Consider the following 16,165-nt stretch of genomic DNA (forward strand, 5'->3'; position numbering starts at 1 on the left):
CTTTGAGAGGTGGGGTAATCATAAGGAAAGCATAAAAAAAACCTGCATACAACAATCAGAAGGGCTCTCGTCGCTTGCTTTTATTGTCGTACCAAACGTAACATTGAGACACTTGTTTGCACAGAGGATGGCCCATGTTCACGGGAAGTATTGTCGCGCTTGTTACACCGATGGATGAAAAAGGTAATGTCTGCCGGTCAAGCCTGAAAAAACTGATTGATTATCATGTCGCCAGTGGCACCTCGGCGATCGTTTCTGTTGGCACTACCGGTGAGTCCGCTACGCTGAGTCATGATGAACATGGCGATGTGGTGATGATGACGCTGGAGCTGGCTGATGGGCGTATCCCGGTGATTGCCGGTACGGGCGCGAACGCGACCGCAGAAGCCATTAGTCTGACGCAGCGTTTCAATGACAGCGGAATTGTCGGCTGCCTGACGGTAACGCCTTACTACAACCGTCCGACTCAGGAAGGTTTGTTCCAGCATTTCAAAGCCATCGCGGAACATACTGACCTGCCCCAAATTCTGTATAATGTGCCATCCCGTACCGGTTGCGATATGCTGCCGGAAACCGTTGGTCGTCTGGCGGAATTAAAAAATATTGTCGCAATTAAAGAGGCGACAGGGAACTTAAGTCGGGTTCACCAGATCAAAGAGCTGGTTTCCGATGATTTTCTGCTGCTCAGCGGCGATGACGCGACCGCGATGGACTTTATGCAGTTAGGCGGTCATGGCGTGATCTCCGTGACGTCTAACGTTGCGGCGCGTGATATGGCGGAAATGTGCAAACTGGCGGCGGAAGGGCGTTTTGCCGAGGCGCGTACCATTAATCAGCGTCTGATGCCGTTACATAACAAACTGTTTGTCGAACCCAACCCAATCCCAGTGAAATGGGCATGTAAGGCGTTGGGCCTTGTGGCGACCGATACGCTGCGCTTGCCGATGACACCCATCACAGACAATGGTCGTGAAATTGTCAAAGCGGCGCTCAAGCATGCCGGTTTGCTGTAAAGTTTAGGGAGATTTGATGGCTTACTCAGTACAAAAGTCGCGCCTGGCCAGGGTTGCGGGTGTTTCGCTTGTTTTGCTGCTCGCGGCCTGTAGTTCTGACTCGCGCTACAAGCGCCAGGTGAGTGGTGATGAATCCTATCTGGAAGCCGCACCGCTTGCTGAACTTCATGCGCCTGCTGGTATGATTCTGCCGGTGACCACGAGCGACTACAACATTCCGGTCACCAACGGCAGCGGTACCGTTGGGAAAGCGTTGGATATCCGTCCGCCGGCACAGCCGCTGGCGCTGGTTTCCGGTGCCCGGACCCAGTTTGCGGGCGATACCGCCACGCTGCTGGTGGAAAACGGGCGTGGAAATACGCTGTGGCCGCAGGTGGTCAGCGTGATTCAGTCTAAAAACTACACGATTGAAAAACGTGATGATGCCAGCCAGACGCTGACAACCGGTTGGGTTGACTGGAACCGTCTGGACGAAGACGAGCAGTACCGTGGCCGTTATCAAATCTCGGTTAAACCGCAGGGCTATCAGCAGGCGGTGATGGTGAAACTGGTCAACCTTGAGCAGGCCGGTAAGCCTGTGGCGGATGCCGCTTCACTGCAGCGTTATAGCACTGAGATGATGAACGTGATTTCTGCGGGCCTTGATAAGACCGCGACTGACGCCGCGAATGCTGCACAGAACCGTTCTGCCGCCACGATGGATGTGCAGAGCGCCGCGGATGACACCGGTTTACCGATGCTGGTGGTGCGTGGCCCATTCAACGTCGTCTGGCAGCGCCTCCCGGCAGCACTGGAGAAAGTCGGCATGAAAGTGACCGACAGTACCCGTTCGCAGGGGAGTATGGCTGTTACCTACAAACCGCTGTCCGATAGCGGCTGGCAGGAGCTGGGCGCTCGCGATCCAGGGCTCTCTTCCGGTGACTACAAACTGCAGGTCGGTGATTTAGACAACCGCAGCAGCTTGCAGTTTATCGATCCGAAGGGGCATACCCTGACGCAGAGCCAGAACGACGCGCTGGTTGCTATCTTCCAGGCAGCGTTTAGCAAGTAAAAAAACAGGGCTGGAGAAATCCGGCCCTTTTTATTTCCGTGCTACGCAAACGTGTGCGTGGCATAATATTCCCCGTTTTGAATACAAATGATCACACCCAGGAGTAATGAAGATGCAAAAGCAAGCTGAGTTGTATCGTGGTAAAGCGAAGACCGTATACAGCACGGAAAACCCGGACCTGTTGGTGCTCGAATTCCGCAATGATACGTCAGCAGGGGATGGCGCGCGCATTGAGCAGTTTGATCGTAAAGGTATGGTGAATAACAAGTTCAACTATTTCATCATGACCAAACTGGCCGAAGCGGGTATCCCGACGCAGATGGAGCGACTGCTCTCTGATACCGAATGTCTGGTGAAAAAGCTGGATATGGTGCCGGTCGAGTGCGTGGTGCGTAACCGTGCGGCAGGCTCTCTGGTTAAACGTCTGGGTATTGAAGAGGGCATCGAACTGAATCCGCCGTTATTCGACCTGTTCCTGAAAAACGATGCAATGCATGACCCAATGGTCAACGATTCCTACTGCGAAACCTTTGGTTGGGTGAGCAAAGAGAATCTGGCACGAATGAAAGAGCTGACCTATAAAGCGAACGATGTGCTGAAAAAAATGTTCGATGACGCAGGACTGATCCTCGTCGACTTCAAACTGGAGTTCGGTCTGTACAAAGGCGAAGTGGTGCTCGGCGATGAATTCTCTCCGGACGGTAGCCGTCTGTGGGACAAAGAGACCCTCGAGAAAATGGACAAAGACCGTTTCCGTCAGAGCCTGGGTGGCCTGATTGAAGCCTATGAAACCGTGGCGCGTCGTCTGGGTGTGAATCTCGACTAACTTACCTTTCGGGTCGGGGACGCTCTCCGACCCGCTCTTCGCACTTCAATCTTGTTTTCCTGTGGTAATCTTCCGCTGAACCGCCTACGATCATCATCATAACGAATAGAATGTTGAGGTAAGTATGCGCTGGCAAGGGCGTCGTGAAAGTGACAATGTGGAAGACAGGCGCAGCAGCTCAGGCGGTGGTCCCTCTCTGGGCGGGCCAGGATTTCGTCTGCCGAGCGGCAAAGGCGGGATTATTCTGCTCATCGTCGTGCTGGTTGCCGGGTATTACGGCGTCGATTTAACCGGACTGATGACGGGACAACCGGTCTCTCAGCAGCAGTCTCAGCGTTCCATCAGCCCGAATGAAGATGAAGCAGCAAAATTTACCTCGGTGATTCTGGCAACGACAGAAGACTCCTGGGGACAGCAGTTTGAAAAAATGGGGCGTACCTATCAACCGCCAAAGCTCGTGATGTACCGTGGAGCAACGCGAACTGGCTGCGGTACCGGACAATCCATCATGGGGCCGTTTTATTGCCCGGCGGATAGCACGGTCTATATCGATCTCTCCTTCTACGATGACATGAAAGACAAACTGGGCGCGGACGGTGATTTCGCTCAGGGGTATGTGATTGCTCACGAAGTCGGTCATCACGTCCAGAAACTGCTTGGCATCGAGCCGAAAGTGCGTCAGATGCAGCAGAACGCCTCGCAGGCGGAAATCAACCAACTCTCTGTCCGTATGGAACTACAGGCGGACTGCTTTGCCGGTGTCTGGGGCAACAGCATGCAGCAGCAGGGCGTACTGGAGTCCGGCGATCTGGAAGAAGCATTGAATGCCGCCGAAGCGATTGGCGACGATCGTCTCCAGCAGCAAAGTCAGGGGCGCGTCGTTCCGGACAGCTTCACCCACGGGACGTCAGAGCAGCGCTATCGCTGGTTTAAGCGCGGTTTCGATAGTGGCAATCCGGCGCAATGTAATACCTTTGGTAAAGGTTTTTAACTTCTGAGGCAGGGATGTCTGGTTACACCGCGCTGAATGCGTTAACCGCGCAAATGACCCGGGAGGGGATTCGCCGCCTGCTGGTGCTGAGCGGCGAGGCGTCCTGGTGTCATGAACAAGTACAGCACCTGCGCGACACGTTGCCCGGCGACTGGCTATGGGTTTCCCCTGATGCCGCCGCCGAACCCAGTTGCACGCCGCTGGCGCTGCAAACGTTACTGGGACGTGAATTCCACCATGCCGTTTTCGATGCTCTGGCCGGGTTTGATGCGGCGGCTTTTGCTGCCTTAAGCGGAACGCTGCGCGCGGGCAGTTGGCTGGTGTTACTCACGCCGCCACTGGCGCGCTGGCATCTCTGTCCTGATAATGATTCGCTGCGCTGGAGCGACTGCGCGCAACCTATTGCGACTCCCCATTTTATCCACCGCATTCGTCGCCTCATCGCGGCGGATGAACAGACGCTGTGCTGGCAACAGTCGCAGCCGTTTTGCGTACCGTATTTTTCAGAACGTCCTCACTGGCAGTCCGCAACCGGTGCGCCGCTGCCGGAACAGGCCGCTATTCTGACGCAACTGCTCCGGATGCCCGAAGGGATCGCCACGGTGACCGCCGCGCGTGGACGTGGGAAATCGGCGCTGGCCGGTCAGTTGATTTCACGTATTACGGGCAACGCCCTTGTGACGGCACCGGCGAAAGCGGCAACGGACGTGCTGGCGCAATTTGCCGGTGACCGTTTCCGCTTTATGGCGCCAGATGCGCTGCTGAGTACGGAGGTTGATGCCGACTGGCTGGTGGTGGATGAGGCGGCGGCGATCCCTGCGCCGCTCCTTCAGCGTCTGGTTTCCCGTTTTCCGCGCGCCCTACTGACAACGACCGTACAGGGCTACGAAGGCACCGGACGCGGCTTTTTGTTAAAATTTTGCGCCCGCTTCCCGGAACGACAGCGTTATGAACTTCAGCAACCCGTCCGCTGGGCGCAGGGATGTCCGCTGGAGAAATGGGTTAGCGACGCGCTGGTTTTTGATGATGACGATTTTGCGACTACCCCGCAGGGCTGCATGGTGATTAGGCCTTTCGAACAGGACGCCTGGCAGACGCAACCGGAAATGCCTCTGGCGGTCTATCGGCTGCTTTCCGGGGCGCATTATCGTACCTCTCCGCTGGATCTACGCCGAATGATGGATGCGCCGGGGCAGCATTTTTTCCACGCCACCTGTGACAGGGAAATCGTCGGGGCACTCTGGCTGGTTGAGGAAGGCGGTCTTGCTTCCGAACTCAGCCAGGCGGTCTGGGCGGGATTTCGGCGACCGCGGGGGAATCTCGTCGCGCAGTCGCTGGCGGCACACGGTGGCGATCCGCTGGCGGCTACCCTGACCGGTCGTCGAATCAGTCGCATTGCCGTCCATCCGGGACGTCAGCGTGAGGGGATTGGACAACAGCTGATCGCGCAGGCTCATACGGCACACTGTGACTATCTTTCCGTGAGCTTTGGCTATACGCCGGAGCTGTGGCGCTTCTGGCAGCGCTGTGGTTTTATCCTGGTGCGGGTAGGCAACCACAAGGAGGCCAGTAGCGGCTGCTATACCGCAATGGCGCTCTTACCGCTAAGCGCGGCAGGCAGGCACCTGGCCGAATATGAGCACCACCGTTTGCGTCGCGATGCGGATATTCTTGCGCGGTGGAATGGGGAGGCGATCCCGGTTGAACCGCTGAAAGCGACTACGCTTAATGAAGATGACTGGCAGACGCTGGCAGGGTTTGCTTTCGCGCACCGTCCGTTGTTGACCTCTCTCGGTGGTCTGAACCGCCTGCTGTCGACCAGCGCGTTGCCGCTACCGGCGCTGCGGGGCAGCCTGCAAGCACGCCTCAGCGATGCGGAACTCTGTGTGACATTGCGCCTTTCAGGGCGCAAAGCACTGCTGAAGCGTCAGCGGGAAGAGGCGGCGCAGGCGTTAGCCGGGCTGGATCCCGCACGGACTGAGCATGACCGTAATCGCATTCTGCAATGGCAATTTTTTCACTAACTCCTTCAATTTTCTGGCATGGTCATTGCGATTGAGCAGCGTAGAATTAACGACATCAGTTAAGGAGATCGCCATGAAACATGACCATTTTGTTGTTCAAAGTCCGGCCCAACCTGCTCAACAGCTGTTGCTGCTGTTTCATGGCGTGGGTGATAACCCCGTTGCGATGGGAGAGATTGGTTCGTGGTTTGCCCCTCTCTTCCCGGACGCGCTGGTGGTCAGTATCGGCGGCGTTGAGCCGAGCGGACCGGCATCCGGGCGGCAGTGGTTTTCCGTGCAAGGGGTGACGGAAGAGAACCGTCAGGCACGGATTGACGCTATCATGCCGGTGTTTATCGAAACCGTACGTTACTGGCAAAAACAGAGTGGCGTAGGGGCAAATGCCACGGCGCTGATTGGTTTCTCGCAGGGCGCGATTATGGCGCTGGAGAGCATCAAAGCCGAGCCTGGGCTGGCCTCGCGGGTGATTGCGTTTAACGGACGCTACGCCAGCCTGCCGGAAACGGCATCGACCGCCACCACGATTCATCTGATTCACGGTGGGGAAGATCGGGTCATTGAGCTTTCGCATGCGGTAGCCGCCCAGGACGCGCTGTTAAGCGCAGGCGGGGATGTCACGCTGGATATTGTGGAAGACCTCGGTCACGCGATTGACGACCGTAGCATGCAGTTTGCACTCGACCATTTGCGCTATACCGTGCCGAAGCACTACTTTGACGAAGCGCTCAGCGGCGGTACGCCGAACGATGATGACGTAATTGAGATGATCTAAAAGACAAAGCCGGAATGGGGAAACCCCTTCCGGCTCTGGTTTATTTCTTCGGTTGGTCTTTCTTCGGCCAATCGTCGTCGTCATCCCACTTATCGTTAAAATCACGATGCGGGGGAAGTTCCGGTTTATTCGCGAGGAATTTTTTGTGGTCGACGCGTTTGAGATCCTTGATCACATTCAGCAGCACACCTACCAAAAACACCAGCACCAGAATCCACCAATATTTTGCCAGCCAGTCCATGCGCGTTACCTCTTGCAGGAACCTCGTCAGGCGACGAGTTGTTCCATTATACGTTGATACATACGGGCAAGCAGTTGCAGGTCGGCGGCGTTCACACATTCATTAATTTTATGAATCGTGGCATTCACCGGACCGAGCTCTACGACCTGCGCCCCCATACGAGCGATAAACCGTCCATCGGACGTACCGCCCGTGGTCAGTAACTGCGGTTTAATTTCATTATAGTGCTCGATGGCGTTCACGACTGCATCCACCAGTTTCCCGCGATCGGTCAGGAACGGCTGGCCAGAGAGCCACCAGTCAACGGTATAGCGCAACTGATGTTTCTCGAGCAGCGCGTGCACCCGCGCTTTGATCATCTCGTCAGTCAGTTCGGTACTGAAACGGAAGTTGAACTGCACAAACAGTTCACCGGGGATGACGTTATTGCTACCGGTACCCGCCTGGACGTTGGCAATCTGCATGCTGGTGGCCGGGAAAAACTCATTGCCCTGATCCCACTCAATATTCACCAGTTCATTGAGCATCGGCGCGGCGCGATGTACCGGGTTATCCGCCAGGTGTGGATAGGCGACGTGACCCTGCACACCGTGGATAGTCAGGTTACAGGTGAGCGATCCGCGACGGCCGTTTTTCACCACGTCACCCACGACTTCGGTACTTGAGGGTTCGCCAACCAGACAGTAATCCAGGCGCTCATTTCGCGCCATCAGCGCCTCAACCACCTTAACGGTGCCGTTTTTCGCGCTGGCCTCTTCATCGGAGGTGATCAGGAACGCCAGGCGCCCTTTGTGGTTCGGGTGCTGAGCGACAAAACGCTCTGCCGCCACCACCATGGCCGCCAGCGAACCTTTCATATCCGCCGCGCCGCGGCCGAACAACATCCCGTCGCGGATGGTTGGCTCGAAAGGTGGGTTGATCCAGCGATCGGCATCGCCCGCCGGCACGACGTCGGTGTGACCGGCAAACGCCAGCGTCTCACCTTGTCCGCGCCATGCCCAAAAATTCTGTGTATCCGCAAAATCCATGCGCTCAACGGTAAAACCGATCGCGCGCAGGCGTTCAATCATCAACGCCTGACATCCGGCATCATCCGGGCTCAGGGAAGGGCGGCGAATAAGCTGTTGTGTCAGCTCAATAACCGGGCACGACATAGACTACACCTCGTCAAAAAACTGCTGATAACTGGATTCACTAAAACCCAGCAGCATAGGCTTCCCGGGCGCACAGAGCAATGGGCGTTTGATGATTGCCGGCATTTCAGTCATTAATGCGGCGGCGGACGCGGCATCCGTGATGTGACTGCGTGTGGTTTCATCCAGTTTTCGCCACGTCGTCCCACGGGTGTTGAGAAGCGGTTCCCACCCTAATTCATTGATAAATGAAGTGAGAAGTGTGCTGTCCAGACCATCGACACGGTAATCATGAAAACGGTAGTCAATGCCACGCGCTTCCAACCAGCGGCGGGCCTTTTTAATGGTGTCGCAATTTTTAATACCGTAGAGGGTAATCATGTGCATCCTTATTAACGTAAACTGATTATATAATCATCAATATCGTTACGTCCGATAATACATCTTGTCATTTAATCGTGATCGGTAAATATAACATTGTTGAAGTAATGTGAATAATAATTCCTGAATTTGTTGGAATTTTCTTCTTAATCAAAATTCGGAATTTTCTCCGACGCAGTCACTTGTTTTTAATCGAAATTGAAGAAGTACCAGATAAGGTATGATTGTTGCGAATTATTGCAGTAAGTCACATAAAATTTATGGTGACCGCGCCATAGTAATCACATCAACCACACCCCGGAGGATGTAATCACAGCAATCGGTTAATTTGTCTTCACCAGATGAGAATGTTTTTGTAGAATACCCATAATAAGAAGCAGAGGTTGTTATGATTGAACGCGAACTGGGGAACTGGAAAGATTTTATCGAAGTTATGCTTCGCAAATAAATTTCTGGAAGGATGACCAAATAACAGAACATACCGTGTGAGATTCATCACACAGAAAGGGCGACCCGTTGGCAGGTCGCCTTTTTTTGTCTGTTATTCCGGACGCGGCTTCAGTGGGAAGCGGCGACGTACCAGCACGAAAAACAGCGGCACGAAGTAGATTGCCAGCACCGTTGCCGAGATCATCCCGCCCATGACGCCCGTCCCGACGGCGTGTTGACCGCCGGAGCCTGCGCCGCTGCTGATCGTCATCGGCAGTACGCCAAAGATAAACGCCAGTGAGGTCATCAGGATCGGACGTAAGCGCTGTCGACATGCATGTAGCGTCGCATCCAGCAGATCGTGTCCTTTCTCATTCATCTCATTGGCAAATTCAACGATCAAAATGGCGTTTTTCGCCGAAAGCCCAATGACCGTCAACAGCCCGACCTGGAAATAGACATCGTTTTCCAGGCCACGCATCCAGGTCGCAAGCAACGCGCCGATGACCCCCAAGGGCACCACCAGCATCACTGAGAACGGTACTGACCAACTTTCATACAGCGCAGCCAGGCACAGGAATACCACCAACAGTGAAATGGCATACAGGGCCGGAGCCTGCGCTCCGGAGAGTCGCTCCTGGTAAGACATGGCGGTCCATTCCAGTCCAAATCCGGTCGGCAACTGACGCACCAGCGACTCCATCACATCCATCGCTGTCCCGGTACTCACTCCTGGTGCGGCTTCACCGACAATTTCGACGGCGGAATAGCCGTTGTAGCGCTCCAGACGTGGAGAACCCGTCTCCCAGCGAGAGGTGGCGAAGGCGGAGAAAGGCACCATACCGCCGCTGTTATTGCGCACGTACCACAGGTTGATGTCGTCTGGCAGCATACGGTATTTCGCTGCCGCCTGGACGTAGACCTTCTTGACGCGGCCACGGTCCATAAAGTCGTTGACGTAGCTCGATCCCCAGGCGGTCTGCAACGTATCGTTGATGTCGTCAATGGATACACCCAGCGCCTGCGCTTTGCGTTGGTCGACATCAATTTGCAACTGAGGACTGTCGTCCAGACCGTTGTGTCGTACACGAGTCAGGGCGCTATCCTGCGACGCCAGGCGAAGCAGTTGGTCACGCGCGGCCATTAAGGCGTCATGACCGGCGCCGGCGTGATCTTGTAGTTCCATATCAAAACCTGCGGAACTGCCGAGACCGCTGATGGCAGGCGGACTGCTGGCGAACACGCGCGCCTCTTTGATTTTGTTAAACGCCTTTGTCGCACGTTCGATAATAGCAAACGAGGTGCCAGTCGTCGGGTCGCGTTCGCTCCAGTCTTTCAGGCGTACAAACATACGCGCCACGTTCTGACCGTTGCCCCCTGGGCCAGAACCGACCGTCGCAAAGACGGACTGGACGGTATCCTTTTCCTGGGTGAAATAATATTTCTCGACTTCCTGTACCACTTTTAAGGTTTGTTGCTGCGTTGAGCCGCTTGGCAACTGAACCGAGGTGATAAACATGCCGCGATCTTCCAGCGGCAGGAACGAGGTCGGCAGACGCAGGAACAGAACCACCATCGCGCCAAGCAGCAGCACATAAATCAGGAGCCAGCGCAGGCTGTGATGCAGAATTTTGGCAACGCCTTTTTCGTAGCGTTCGGCGTTACGGTTGAAGGTACGGTTAAACCAGCCGAAGAAACCGGTTTGCCCGTGATGCTCGCCTTTATGCAGTGGTTTAAGCAAAGTGGCGCACAGGGCAGGGGTAAGGATCATCGCCACCAGAACAGAAAGCACCATCGCCGCCACAATGGTAATGGAGAACTGACGGTAGATTGCCCCAGTGGTTCCGCCAAAAAAGGCCATCGGTACGAAGACGGCTGACAGCACCATCGCGATACCGACCAGCGCACCCTGAATTTGTCCCATCGATTTTCGCGTCGCCTCGCGCGGCGTGAGGCCTTCCTCACTCATAATACGCTCGACGTTTTCCACAACCACGATGGCGTCATCCACCAGCAGGCCGATTGCCAGTACCATCGCAAACATCGTCAGGGTATTGATGCTGTAGCCGAAGGCATAGAGCACCGAAAACGTCCCCATCAGCACCACCGGTACGGCAATGGTGGGGATCAGCGTGGCGCGGAAATTTTGCAGGAACAGGTACATCACGAGGAACACCAGCGCGATGGCTTCCAGCAGTGTTTTCACCACGTCTTCAATCGAGGCTTTAACGAAGGAGGTGGTTTCATAGGCCACCTTGTACTCAAGACCATGTGGGAAGTATTGCGCCAGTTCATCCAGACGCTTAATGACCTGGGTCGCGGTGGCCATTTCGTTGGCCCCCGACGCCAGTTTCACTCCAAGACCGGATGCCGCATTGCCATTGAAGCGGCTGAGATAGTCATACTTCTCAGCCCCCATTTCGACGGTGGCGACATCGCCCAGGGTTACTTCTGAGCCATCCTGATTGACACGTAGCGTAATGGCGCGAAACTGTTCCGGCGTTTGCAGCAGCGACTGGGCGTTAATGGTGGCATTCAGCGCCTGGGTATCAATGGAAGGGGTTCCGCCAAGCTGTCCGACGGCGATCTGCGCGTTCTGCGACTCAATGGCGTCGGTGACATCTTTCGCCGTCATCTGGAAGCTGTTGAGCTTTGCCGGATCCAGCCAGATGCGTATGGAATATTGCGAGCCGTAGGCATCGATGTCGCCGACGCCGCTCACCCGGCTGAGCGGATCCTGAATATTACTGGCGACGTAGTCCGCGATATCCTGCTTATCCATCGACCCGTCGGTGGAGACAAAAGCAATCGTCAGGATGTTGGTATCCCCGGTCTTACGGACCGTGACACCCTGGTTCTGTACCGCCTGCGGCAGTTTACGCATCGCCGACTGTAACTGGTTCTGGACCTGTTGTACGGCTTCATCCGGATCGGTGCCCGCCACGAAGCTCAGCGTAACTGACGCTTGCCCGGTGCCGCTGCTTTGCGATGACATGTACATCAGATTATCGAGGCCGGTCATGTTCTGCTCAATGACCTGGGTGACGGTGTTTTCCAGCGTTTGGGCGGAAGCGCCGGGATAGTTTGCCGTGATGCGCACGTTTGGCGGCGCCAGATCAGGATATTGCTCCACCGGCAAAGAGAAAATCGCCAGGGTACCTGTCAGACACAACAGAATAGCCAGCACCCAGGCAAATATGGGGCGATCGATAAAGAAATTCGCCATCAGAAAGAGGACCTCATTATTCTACATATCTTTATAGGTATGACTTGCTTCACTGTATCGGGAAGGTACGAGTCAAACGTGGAGAAAAAAAGGAGATAATGTAAATTATCATGCCTGATTACAGTGTTTGTCAGCTTCCCACATGCTCACGTCCGGTTTTGTGAGATTTTATGCCAGATGACTCGCATCCTCTTCTGATTCTGTCGAGCGAAAGCTAATGCTCACTAACGTCCCACCGCCGGAAGGCTGCGAAAAACTTAACGTGCCGCCAAGACGTTCCGCGCGCTCGCGCATAATGTTCAGGCCGTAATGCCCCGCCGGTTCTTTAGGTTCGCCAATGCCCACGCCGTTATCGCGAATATACACCGTGTGATTGCCATCCGGCGCAGTCACACAGCTGACGGCAATCTCACTGGCACTGGCGTGCTTCATCGCGTTGAGCACCGCTTCCCGGATAATCTGTAACAGATGGACCTGCATCTGCGCATCGAGCGCCAGCGTCGGCAACCGGCAGTCCAGAGTGAGTTTAGCGGCAGTTTGCCCTTGTAGCGCTTCGAGCATTTCATGCAGTGCGGAAGGTAAATCAGCCTGTTGCAGGGTCAGGCGGAAGGTGGTCAGCAGTTCACGCAACTGACGATAGGCGTCGTTCAGCGCCCGCGAGAAGTCATCCATAATGGCCTGCGCCGGGGCGTTATCCTCAGGAATGGCGCGTTTGAGCAGCGTCAACTGAATGCGCAGATACGAGAGCACCTGCGCCAGAGAGTCATGCAGTTCACGGGCAATAGTGGCGCGTTCTTCCATCAGCAACAGTTGCTGGAAGTGTTTCTGCGCATGGTTGAAGTACAGGCCGCGCCCCAGCATTGTCGATACGCTGTTTAACAGCGGGATCGCGCTGGCGACATGCTGACTTTGCCAGTGCAGCTCGCCGTAGACCGTCTCTTGCATGGTCACCGGCAGGATTTGCATCGGCAGGTCGGCCTGTTTTTCACCTTCACTGATACGCCAGTTTTCGCCGACGGTAAGCTCCAGAAATAGTGCCGCTTCGTTATCACGGACAATCTGCAAAATATGGCGGAAGCAGTGCACATCAATCTGACTGGTATTTAGCGCCTGAGAACACTGGTACAGCACTTCCAGACGTCGCTTGGCTTCATGGAGATCGTGTGTCTTTTCTTCGACCTTCGCTTCCAGCGAGCGGTACAGCTTATGCAACTCGCTCGACATCTGATTAAAGGTCTTCGCCAGTAGCCCCAGTTCGTTGGGAAGGTGCGTATCCAGCGGCGGCGAATCAAACTGACCGTGTTCGATGCGCTGGCTGGCCATTACCAGTTGGTTCAGCGGGCGCACAACCTGATGACGAATACGGCGCAGGGTGAAAAAGACGAGGGTAAAAATCCCGATACCGCCCGCCAGCGAGATCCCCACCACCAGCATCACTTTGCGCTCGGCATAGTGCTGCAAGGCCAGCACGAAGAGATCGATCTTATCGACGTAGGCGTTAATGTTGTTCTGATACCACTGTAGATCCCCATCAATCAGGCGGGCATTCATCTCCAGCCAGTTGGCATGCAGTTGCGCGTAGCGACCTTTCACCGCCTGAGGCACATACCAGGCATTCAGATTGCTTAACGCCGATGAGTTGAGGGCCTGTTGAAAGAGCAGACGATGGGCGTTTAATTGCGGGCTGTGGCTTTGCAGATCGTACCCCAGACGATAGCTCTGCATACGTAATGAACCCGCCACGTTAATGGCTTCGGCATCCCGCAGGCTGCTGGCCAGCGTCAGTAACGCCACGCCGGTTGAGAGAATCGAGAGCAGGACAATGTAAAAAAAGGCCCGGGCCAGGCTGGCCGAGACGGGGCGTTTGACGATCACACGCGTAATTTCCTTTAAAAGTGCTTACGGTAAAAATCTCTCGCAGATCTGAAACGTAATTTCACTCTGGCTGAAATAAATTGATCTGCCACAGGTTCTGTAGAAATAGTTGTGCTTCCTGGGCAAATGAACATTGCCGACGTGTGGTCAGTCGGTTAATAACAACACTTATATAAAGAATAAGGTTTTTACAACCAAAAAAGAAGGTCGCCATGAACCGTTTTATTATGGCCAACAGCCAACAGTGCCTGGGATGCCATGCCTGTGAAGTCGCTTGCGTTTTGGCCCACAATGAAGAGCAACACGTCCTTAGCCAACGTCACTACCAGCCCCGGATCACGGTTATCAGGCATCAGCATCAGCGAAGTGCAGTGACCTGCCACCATTGCGAAGATGCGCCCTGCGCCCGCAGTTGTCCGAATGGAGCGATAAGCCACGTCAACGACAGCGTGCAGGTCAATCAGCAAAAGTGTATCGGCTGTAAATCCTGCGTGGTGGCTTGTCCGTTTGGCACCATGCAAATCGTCCTGACCCCCGTCGCCAACGATCAGGTCAAAGCCACAGCACATAAATGCGACCTCTGTCAGGGGCGGGAAAAGGGGCCGGCCTGCGTGGAGAACTGTCCTGCGGACGCACTGCAACTGGTGACGGAAGGGTCGTTAACCCGGCTGGCGAAAGCGCGACGTTTACGTACTGCCCGGCAGGAGAATCAGCCGTGGCATGCCGATGCCACAGCGACCGCTTTCCCCGCAATGAGCAAAATTGAGCAAATGCACGCGACGCCGGCGCGCGGTGAGCCGGATAAACTGGCTATCGACGCGCGAAAAGTCAGCTTTGATGAAATCTATCTGCCGTTTCGCACGGCTCAGGCGGAGCGGGAGGCCTCACGCTGCCTGAAGTGTGGTGAACACAGCATTTGCGAATGGACCTGCCCGCTACATAACCACATCCCTCAGTGGATTGAACTGGTGAAAGCCGGAAATATTGATGCGGCAGTGGAGTTGTCTCACCAGACGAATTGTCTGCCGGAAATCACCGGGCGCGTTTGTCCACAAGACCGACTGTGCGAGGGCGCCTGTACGGTGCGCGACGAGCACGGCGCGGTGACGATCGGCAACATTGAACGCTACATTTCTGACCGTGCGCTGGGTAACGGCTGGCGGCCGGATCTGAGTCATGTCCAGAAGGTCGATAAGAGTGTGGCGATTATTGGCGCCGGTCCGGCAGGGCTTGCCTGTGCCGACGTGCTGGCGCGTCACGGCGTCAGCGCCACGGTTTTTGATCGTCACCCTGAAATCGGCGGACTGCTGACCTTTGGCATCCCGGCCTTCAAACTGGATAAATCACTGCTGGCGCGTCGTCGGGAAATCTTCAGCGCGATGGGGATCCATTTTGAGCTGAACTGCGAAGTGGGCAGGGATGTGAAAATGGAGGCGCTGCTGGAGGATTACGATGCCGTATTTGTCGGCGTGGGAACCTATCGTTCGATGAAGGCTGACCTGCCTAACGAAGAGGCTCCGGGCGTCTATGACGCGCTGCCATTCCTGATCGCCAATACTAAACAGGTGATGGGACTGGACGAATGTCCTGAAGAGCCGTACATCAACACCGCCGGACTTAACGTGGTGGTGTTGGGCGGTGGCGACACGGCGATGGACTGTGTCCGTACCGCGCTGCGTCATGGCGCAAGCCAGGTCACCTGCGCCTATCGCCGTGACGAAGCCAACATGCCGGGTTCGAAGAAAGAGGTGAAAAACGCGCGTGAGGAAGGGGCGAAGTTCGAGTTCAACGTGCAGCCGGTCGATCTGGAACTGAGCGCGGACGGGCGCGTTTGCGGCATTCGTTTTCTGCGTACGCAATTGGGTGAGCCGGATGCCCAGGGACGCCGCCGTCCGGTGCCGATTGCTGGCAGTGAATTTGTGATGCCGGCAGATGCCGTGATCATGGCGTTTGGTTTCCATCCGCACGGGATGCCATGGCTGGAGAGCCATGGAGTGCAAGTGGACAGCTGGGGGCGCATCGCGGCAAACGTGGAGAGTGCATACCGTTACCAGACCACTAACCCGAAAATTTTTGCCGGCGGCGATGCCGTACGCGGCGCCGATCTGGTGGTCACCGCAATGGCGGAAGGACGCCATGCGGCGCAGGGGATCATCGACTGGCTGGGGCGGTAAACGTTCGATTATCCCGTAGGCCGGATAAG

At 55.5% G+C, this 16,165-nt stretch carries 13 protein-coding genes; 8 read left to right on the forward strand and 5 right to left on the reverse strand.

Annotated elements, in window-relative coordinates:
* Nucleotides 1–134 precede the first annotated feature (134 nt).
* From dapA to ypfH, 6 genes are all read left to right on the forward strand, one after another.
* Nucleotides 135–1,013: a 4-hydroxy-tetrahydrodipicolinate synthase gene (gene dapA, locus OGW13_RS02575; protein WP_042999861.1), complete on the forward strand. Its 879-nt coding sequence runs from the start codon at nucleotides 135–137 to the stop codon at nucleotides 1,011–1,013.
* A 16-nt stretch (nucleotides 1,014–1,029) separates the two neighbouring features.
* Nucleotides 1,030–2,064, forward strand: a complete 1,035-nt coding sequence (bamC, locus tag OGW13_RS02580) for an outer membrane protein assembly factor BamC (RefSeq protein WP_287115576.1) — start codon at nucleotides 1,030–1,032, stop codon at nucleotides 2,062–2,064.
* A 112-nt stretch (nucleotides 2,065–2,176) separates the two neighbouring features.
* Nucleotides 2,177–2,890 (forward strand): phosphoribosylaminoimidazolesuccinocarboxamide synthase, encoded by a 714-nt coding sequence (gene purC / locus OGW13_RS02585; protein WP_042999863.1) that lies wholly within the window; start codon nucleotides 2,177–2,179, stop codon nucleotides 2,888–2,890.
* 124 nt (nucleotides 2,891–3,014) lie between these two features.
* Nucleotides 3,015–3,881: a KPN_02809 family neutral zinc metallopeptidase gene (ypfJ, locus tag OGW13_RS02590; protein ID WP_042999864.1), complete on the forward strand. Its 867-nt coding sequence runs from the start codon at nucleotides 3,015–3,017 to the stop codon at nucleotides 3,879–3,881.
* Nucleotides 3,882–3,895: 14 nt separating this feature from the next.
* Entirely contained in the window at nucleotides 3,896–5,905 is a 2,010-nt protein-coding gene (locus tag OGW13_RS02595) for a tRNA(Met) cytidine acetyltransferase TmcA (RefSeq protein WP_287115577.1), read from the forward strand.
* Between the two features lie 73 nt (nucleotides 5,906–5,978).
* The gene (gene ypfH / locus OGW13_RS02600; protein ID WP_044256912.1) at nucleotides 5,979–6,677 is read left to right on the forward strand and encodes an esterase; all 699 of its coding nucleotides are present in this window, start codon (nucleotides 5,979–5,981) and stop codon (nucleotides 6,675–6,677) included.
* Nucleotides 6,678–6,717: 40 nt separating this feature from the next.
* Here ypfH and OGW13_RS02605 read toward each other — a convergent pair whose 3' ends face one another.
* Genes OGW13_RS02605 through OGW13_RS02615 form a run of 3 tightly spaced genes read right to left on the reverse strand, consistent with a single transcriptional unit; the run spans nucleotide 6,718 to nucleotide 8,432 of the window.
* Nucleotides 6,718–6,918 carry a YpfN family protein gene (locus tag OGW13_RS02605; protein ID WP_012906607.1) on the reverse strand — a complete coding sequence of 67 codons (201 nt, stop codon included), beginning with the start codon at nucleotides 6,916–6,918 and terminating at the stop codon, nucleotides 6,718–6,720.
* A 26-nt stretch (nucleotides 6,919–6,944) separates the two neighbouring features.
* Entirely contained in the window at nucleotides 6,945–8,072 is a 1,128-nt protein-coding gene (dapE, locus tag OGW13_RS02610) for a succinyl-diaminopimelate desuccinylase (RefSeq protein ID WP_042999867.1), read from the reverse strand.
* A 3-nt stretch (nucleotides 8,073–8,075) separates the two neighbouring features.
* A complete protein-coding gene (locus tag OGW13_RS02615) occupies nucleotides 8,076–8,432 on the reverse strand; it encodes an ArsC family reductase (protein WP_042999868.1) in 357 nt (118 codons plus the stop codon).
* A gap of 388 nt (nucleotides 8,433–8,820) precedes the next feature.
* Between OGW13_RS02615 and ypfM the strand changes: the two genes are divergently transcribed.
* Nucleotides 8,821–8,880, forward strand: a complete 60-nt coding sequence (gene ypfM / locus OGW13_RS02620; RefSeq protein WP_001386977.1) for a protein YpfM — start codon at nucleotides 8,821–8,823, stop codon at nucleotides 8,878–8,880.
* A 93-nt stretch (nucleotides 8,881–8,973) separates the two neighbouring features.
* On the opposite strand, the gene acrD is transcribed toward ypfM, so the two are convergent.
* Entirely contained in the window at nucleotides 8,974–12,087 is a 3,114-nt protein-coding gene (gene acrD, locus OGW13_RS02625; RefSeq protein WP_287115578.1) for a multidrug efflux RND transporter permease AcrD, read from the reverse strand.
* A 168-nt stretch (nucleotides 12,088–12,255) separates the two neighbouring features.
* Nucleotides 12,256–13,962: a nitrate/nitrite two-component system sensor histidine kinase NarQ gene (gene narQ / locus OGW13_RS02630; protein WP_044256907.1), complete on the reverse strand. Its 1,707-nt coding sequence runs from the start codon at nucleotides 13,960–13,962 to the stop codon at nucleotides 12,256–12,258.
* A 212-nt stretch (nucleotides 13,963–14,174) separates the two neighbouring features.
* Between narQ and aegA the strand changes: the two genes are divergently transcribed.
* The gene (aegA, locus tag OGW13_RS02635) at nucleotides 14,175–16,136 is read left to right on the forward strand and encodes a formate-dependent uric acid utilization protein AegA (RefSeq protein WP_090050518.1); all 1,962 of its coding nucleotides are present in this window, start codon (nucleotides 14,175–14,177) and stop codon (nucleotides 16,134–16,136) included.
* Nucleotides 16,137–16,165 lie beyond the last annotated feature (29 nt).

The sequence above is a fragment of the Citrobacter sp. Ca225 genome (assembly GCF_030337175.1).
GTDB lineage: Bacteria > Pseudomonadota > Gammaproteobacteria > Enterobacterales > Enterobacteriaceae > Citrobacter_A > Citrobacter_A amalonaticus.

Excerpts from the sequence above, each read along its gene's own strand:
- dapA (WP_042999861.1), top strand. The coding sequence starts at position 135 with ATGTTCACGGGAAGTATTGTCGCGCTTGTTACACCGATGGATGAAAAA.
- bamC (WP_287115576.1), top strand. The coding sequence starts at position 1,030 with ATGGCTTACTCAGTACAAAAGTCGCGCCTGGCCAGGGTTGCGGGTGTT.
- purC (WP_042999863.1), top strand. The coding sequence starts at position 2,177 with ATGCAAAAGCAAGCTGAGTTGTATCGTGGTAAAGCGAAGACCGTATAC.
- ypfJ (WP_042999864.1), top strand. The coding sequence starts at position 3,015 with ATGCGCTGGCAAGGGCGTCGTGAAAGTGACAATGTGGAAGACAGGCGC.
- OGW13_RS02595 (WP_287115577.1), top strand. The coding sequence starts at position 3,896 with ATGTCTGGTTACACCGCGCTGAATGCGTTAACCGCGCAAATGACCCGG.
- ypfH (WP_044256912.1), top strand. The coding sequence starts at position 5,979 with ATGAAACATGACCATTTTGTTGTTCAAAGTCCGGCCCAACCTGCTCAA.
- OGW13_RS02605 (WP_012906607.1), bottom strand. The coding sequence starts at position 6,918 with ATGGACTGGCTGGCAAAATATTGGTGGATTCTGGTGCTGGTGTTTTTG.
- dapE (WP_042999867.1), bottom strand. The coding sequence starts at position 8,072 with ATGTCGTGCCCGGTTATTGAGCTGACACAACAGCTTATTCGCCGCCCT.
- OGW13_RS02615 (WP_042999868.1), bottom strand. The coding sequence starts at position 8,432 with ATGATTACCCTCTACGGTATTAAAAATTGCGACACCATTAAAAAGGCC.
- acrD (WP_287115578.1), bottom strand. The coding sequence starts at position 12,087 with ATGGCGAATTTCTTTATCGATCGCCCCATATTTGCCTGGGTGCTGGCT.
- aegA (WP_090050518.1), top strand. The coding sequence starts at position 14,175 with ATGAACCGTTTTATTATGGCCAACAGCCAACAGTGCCTGGGATGCCAT.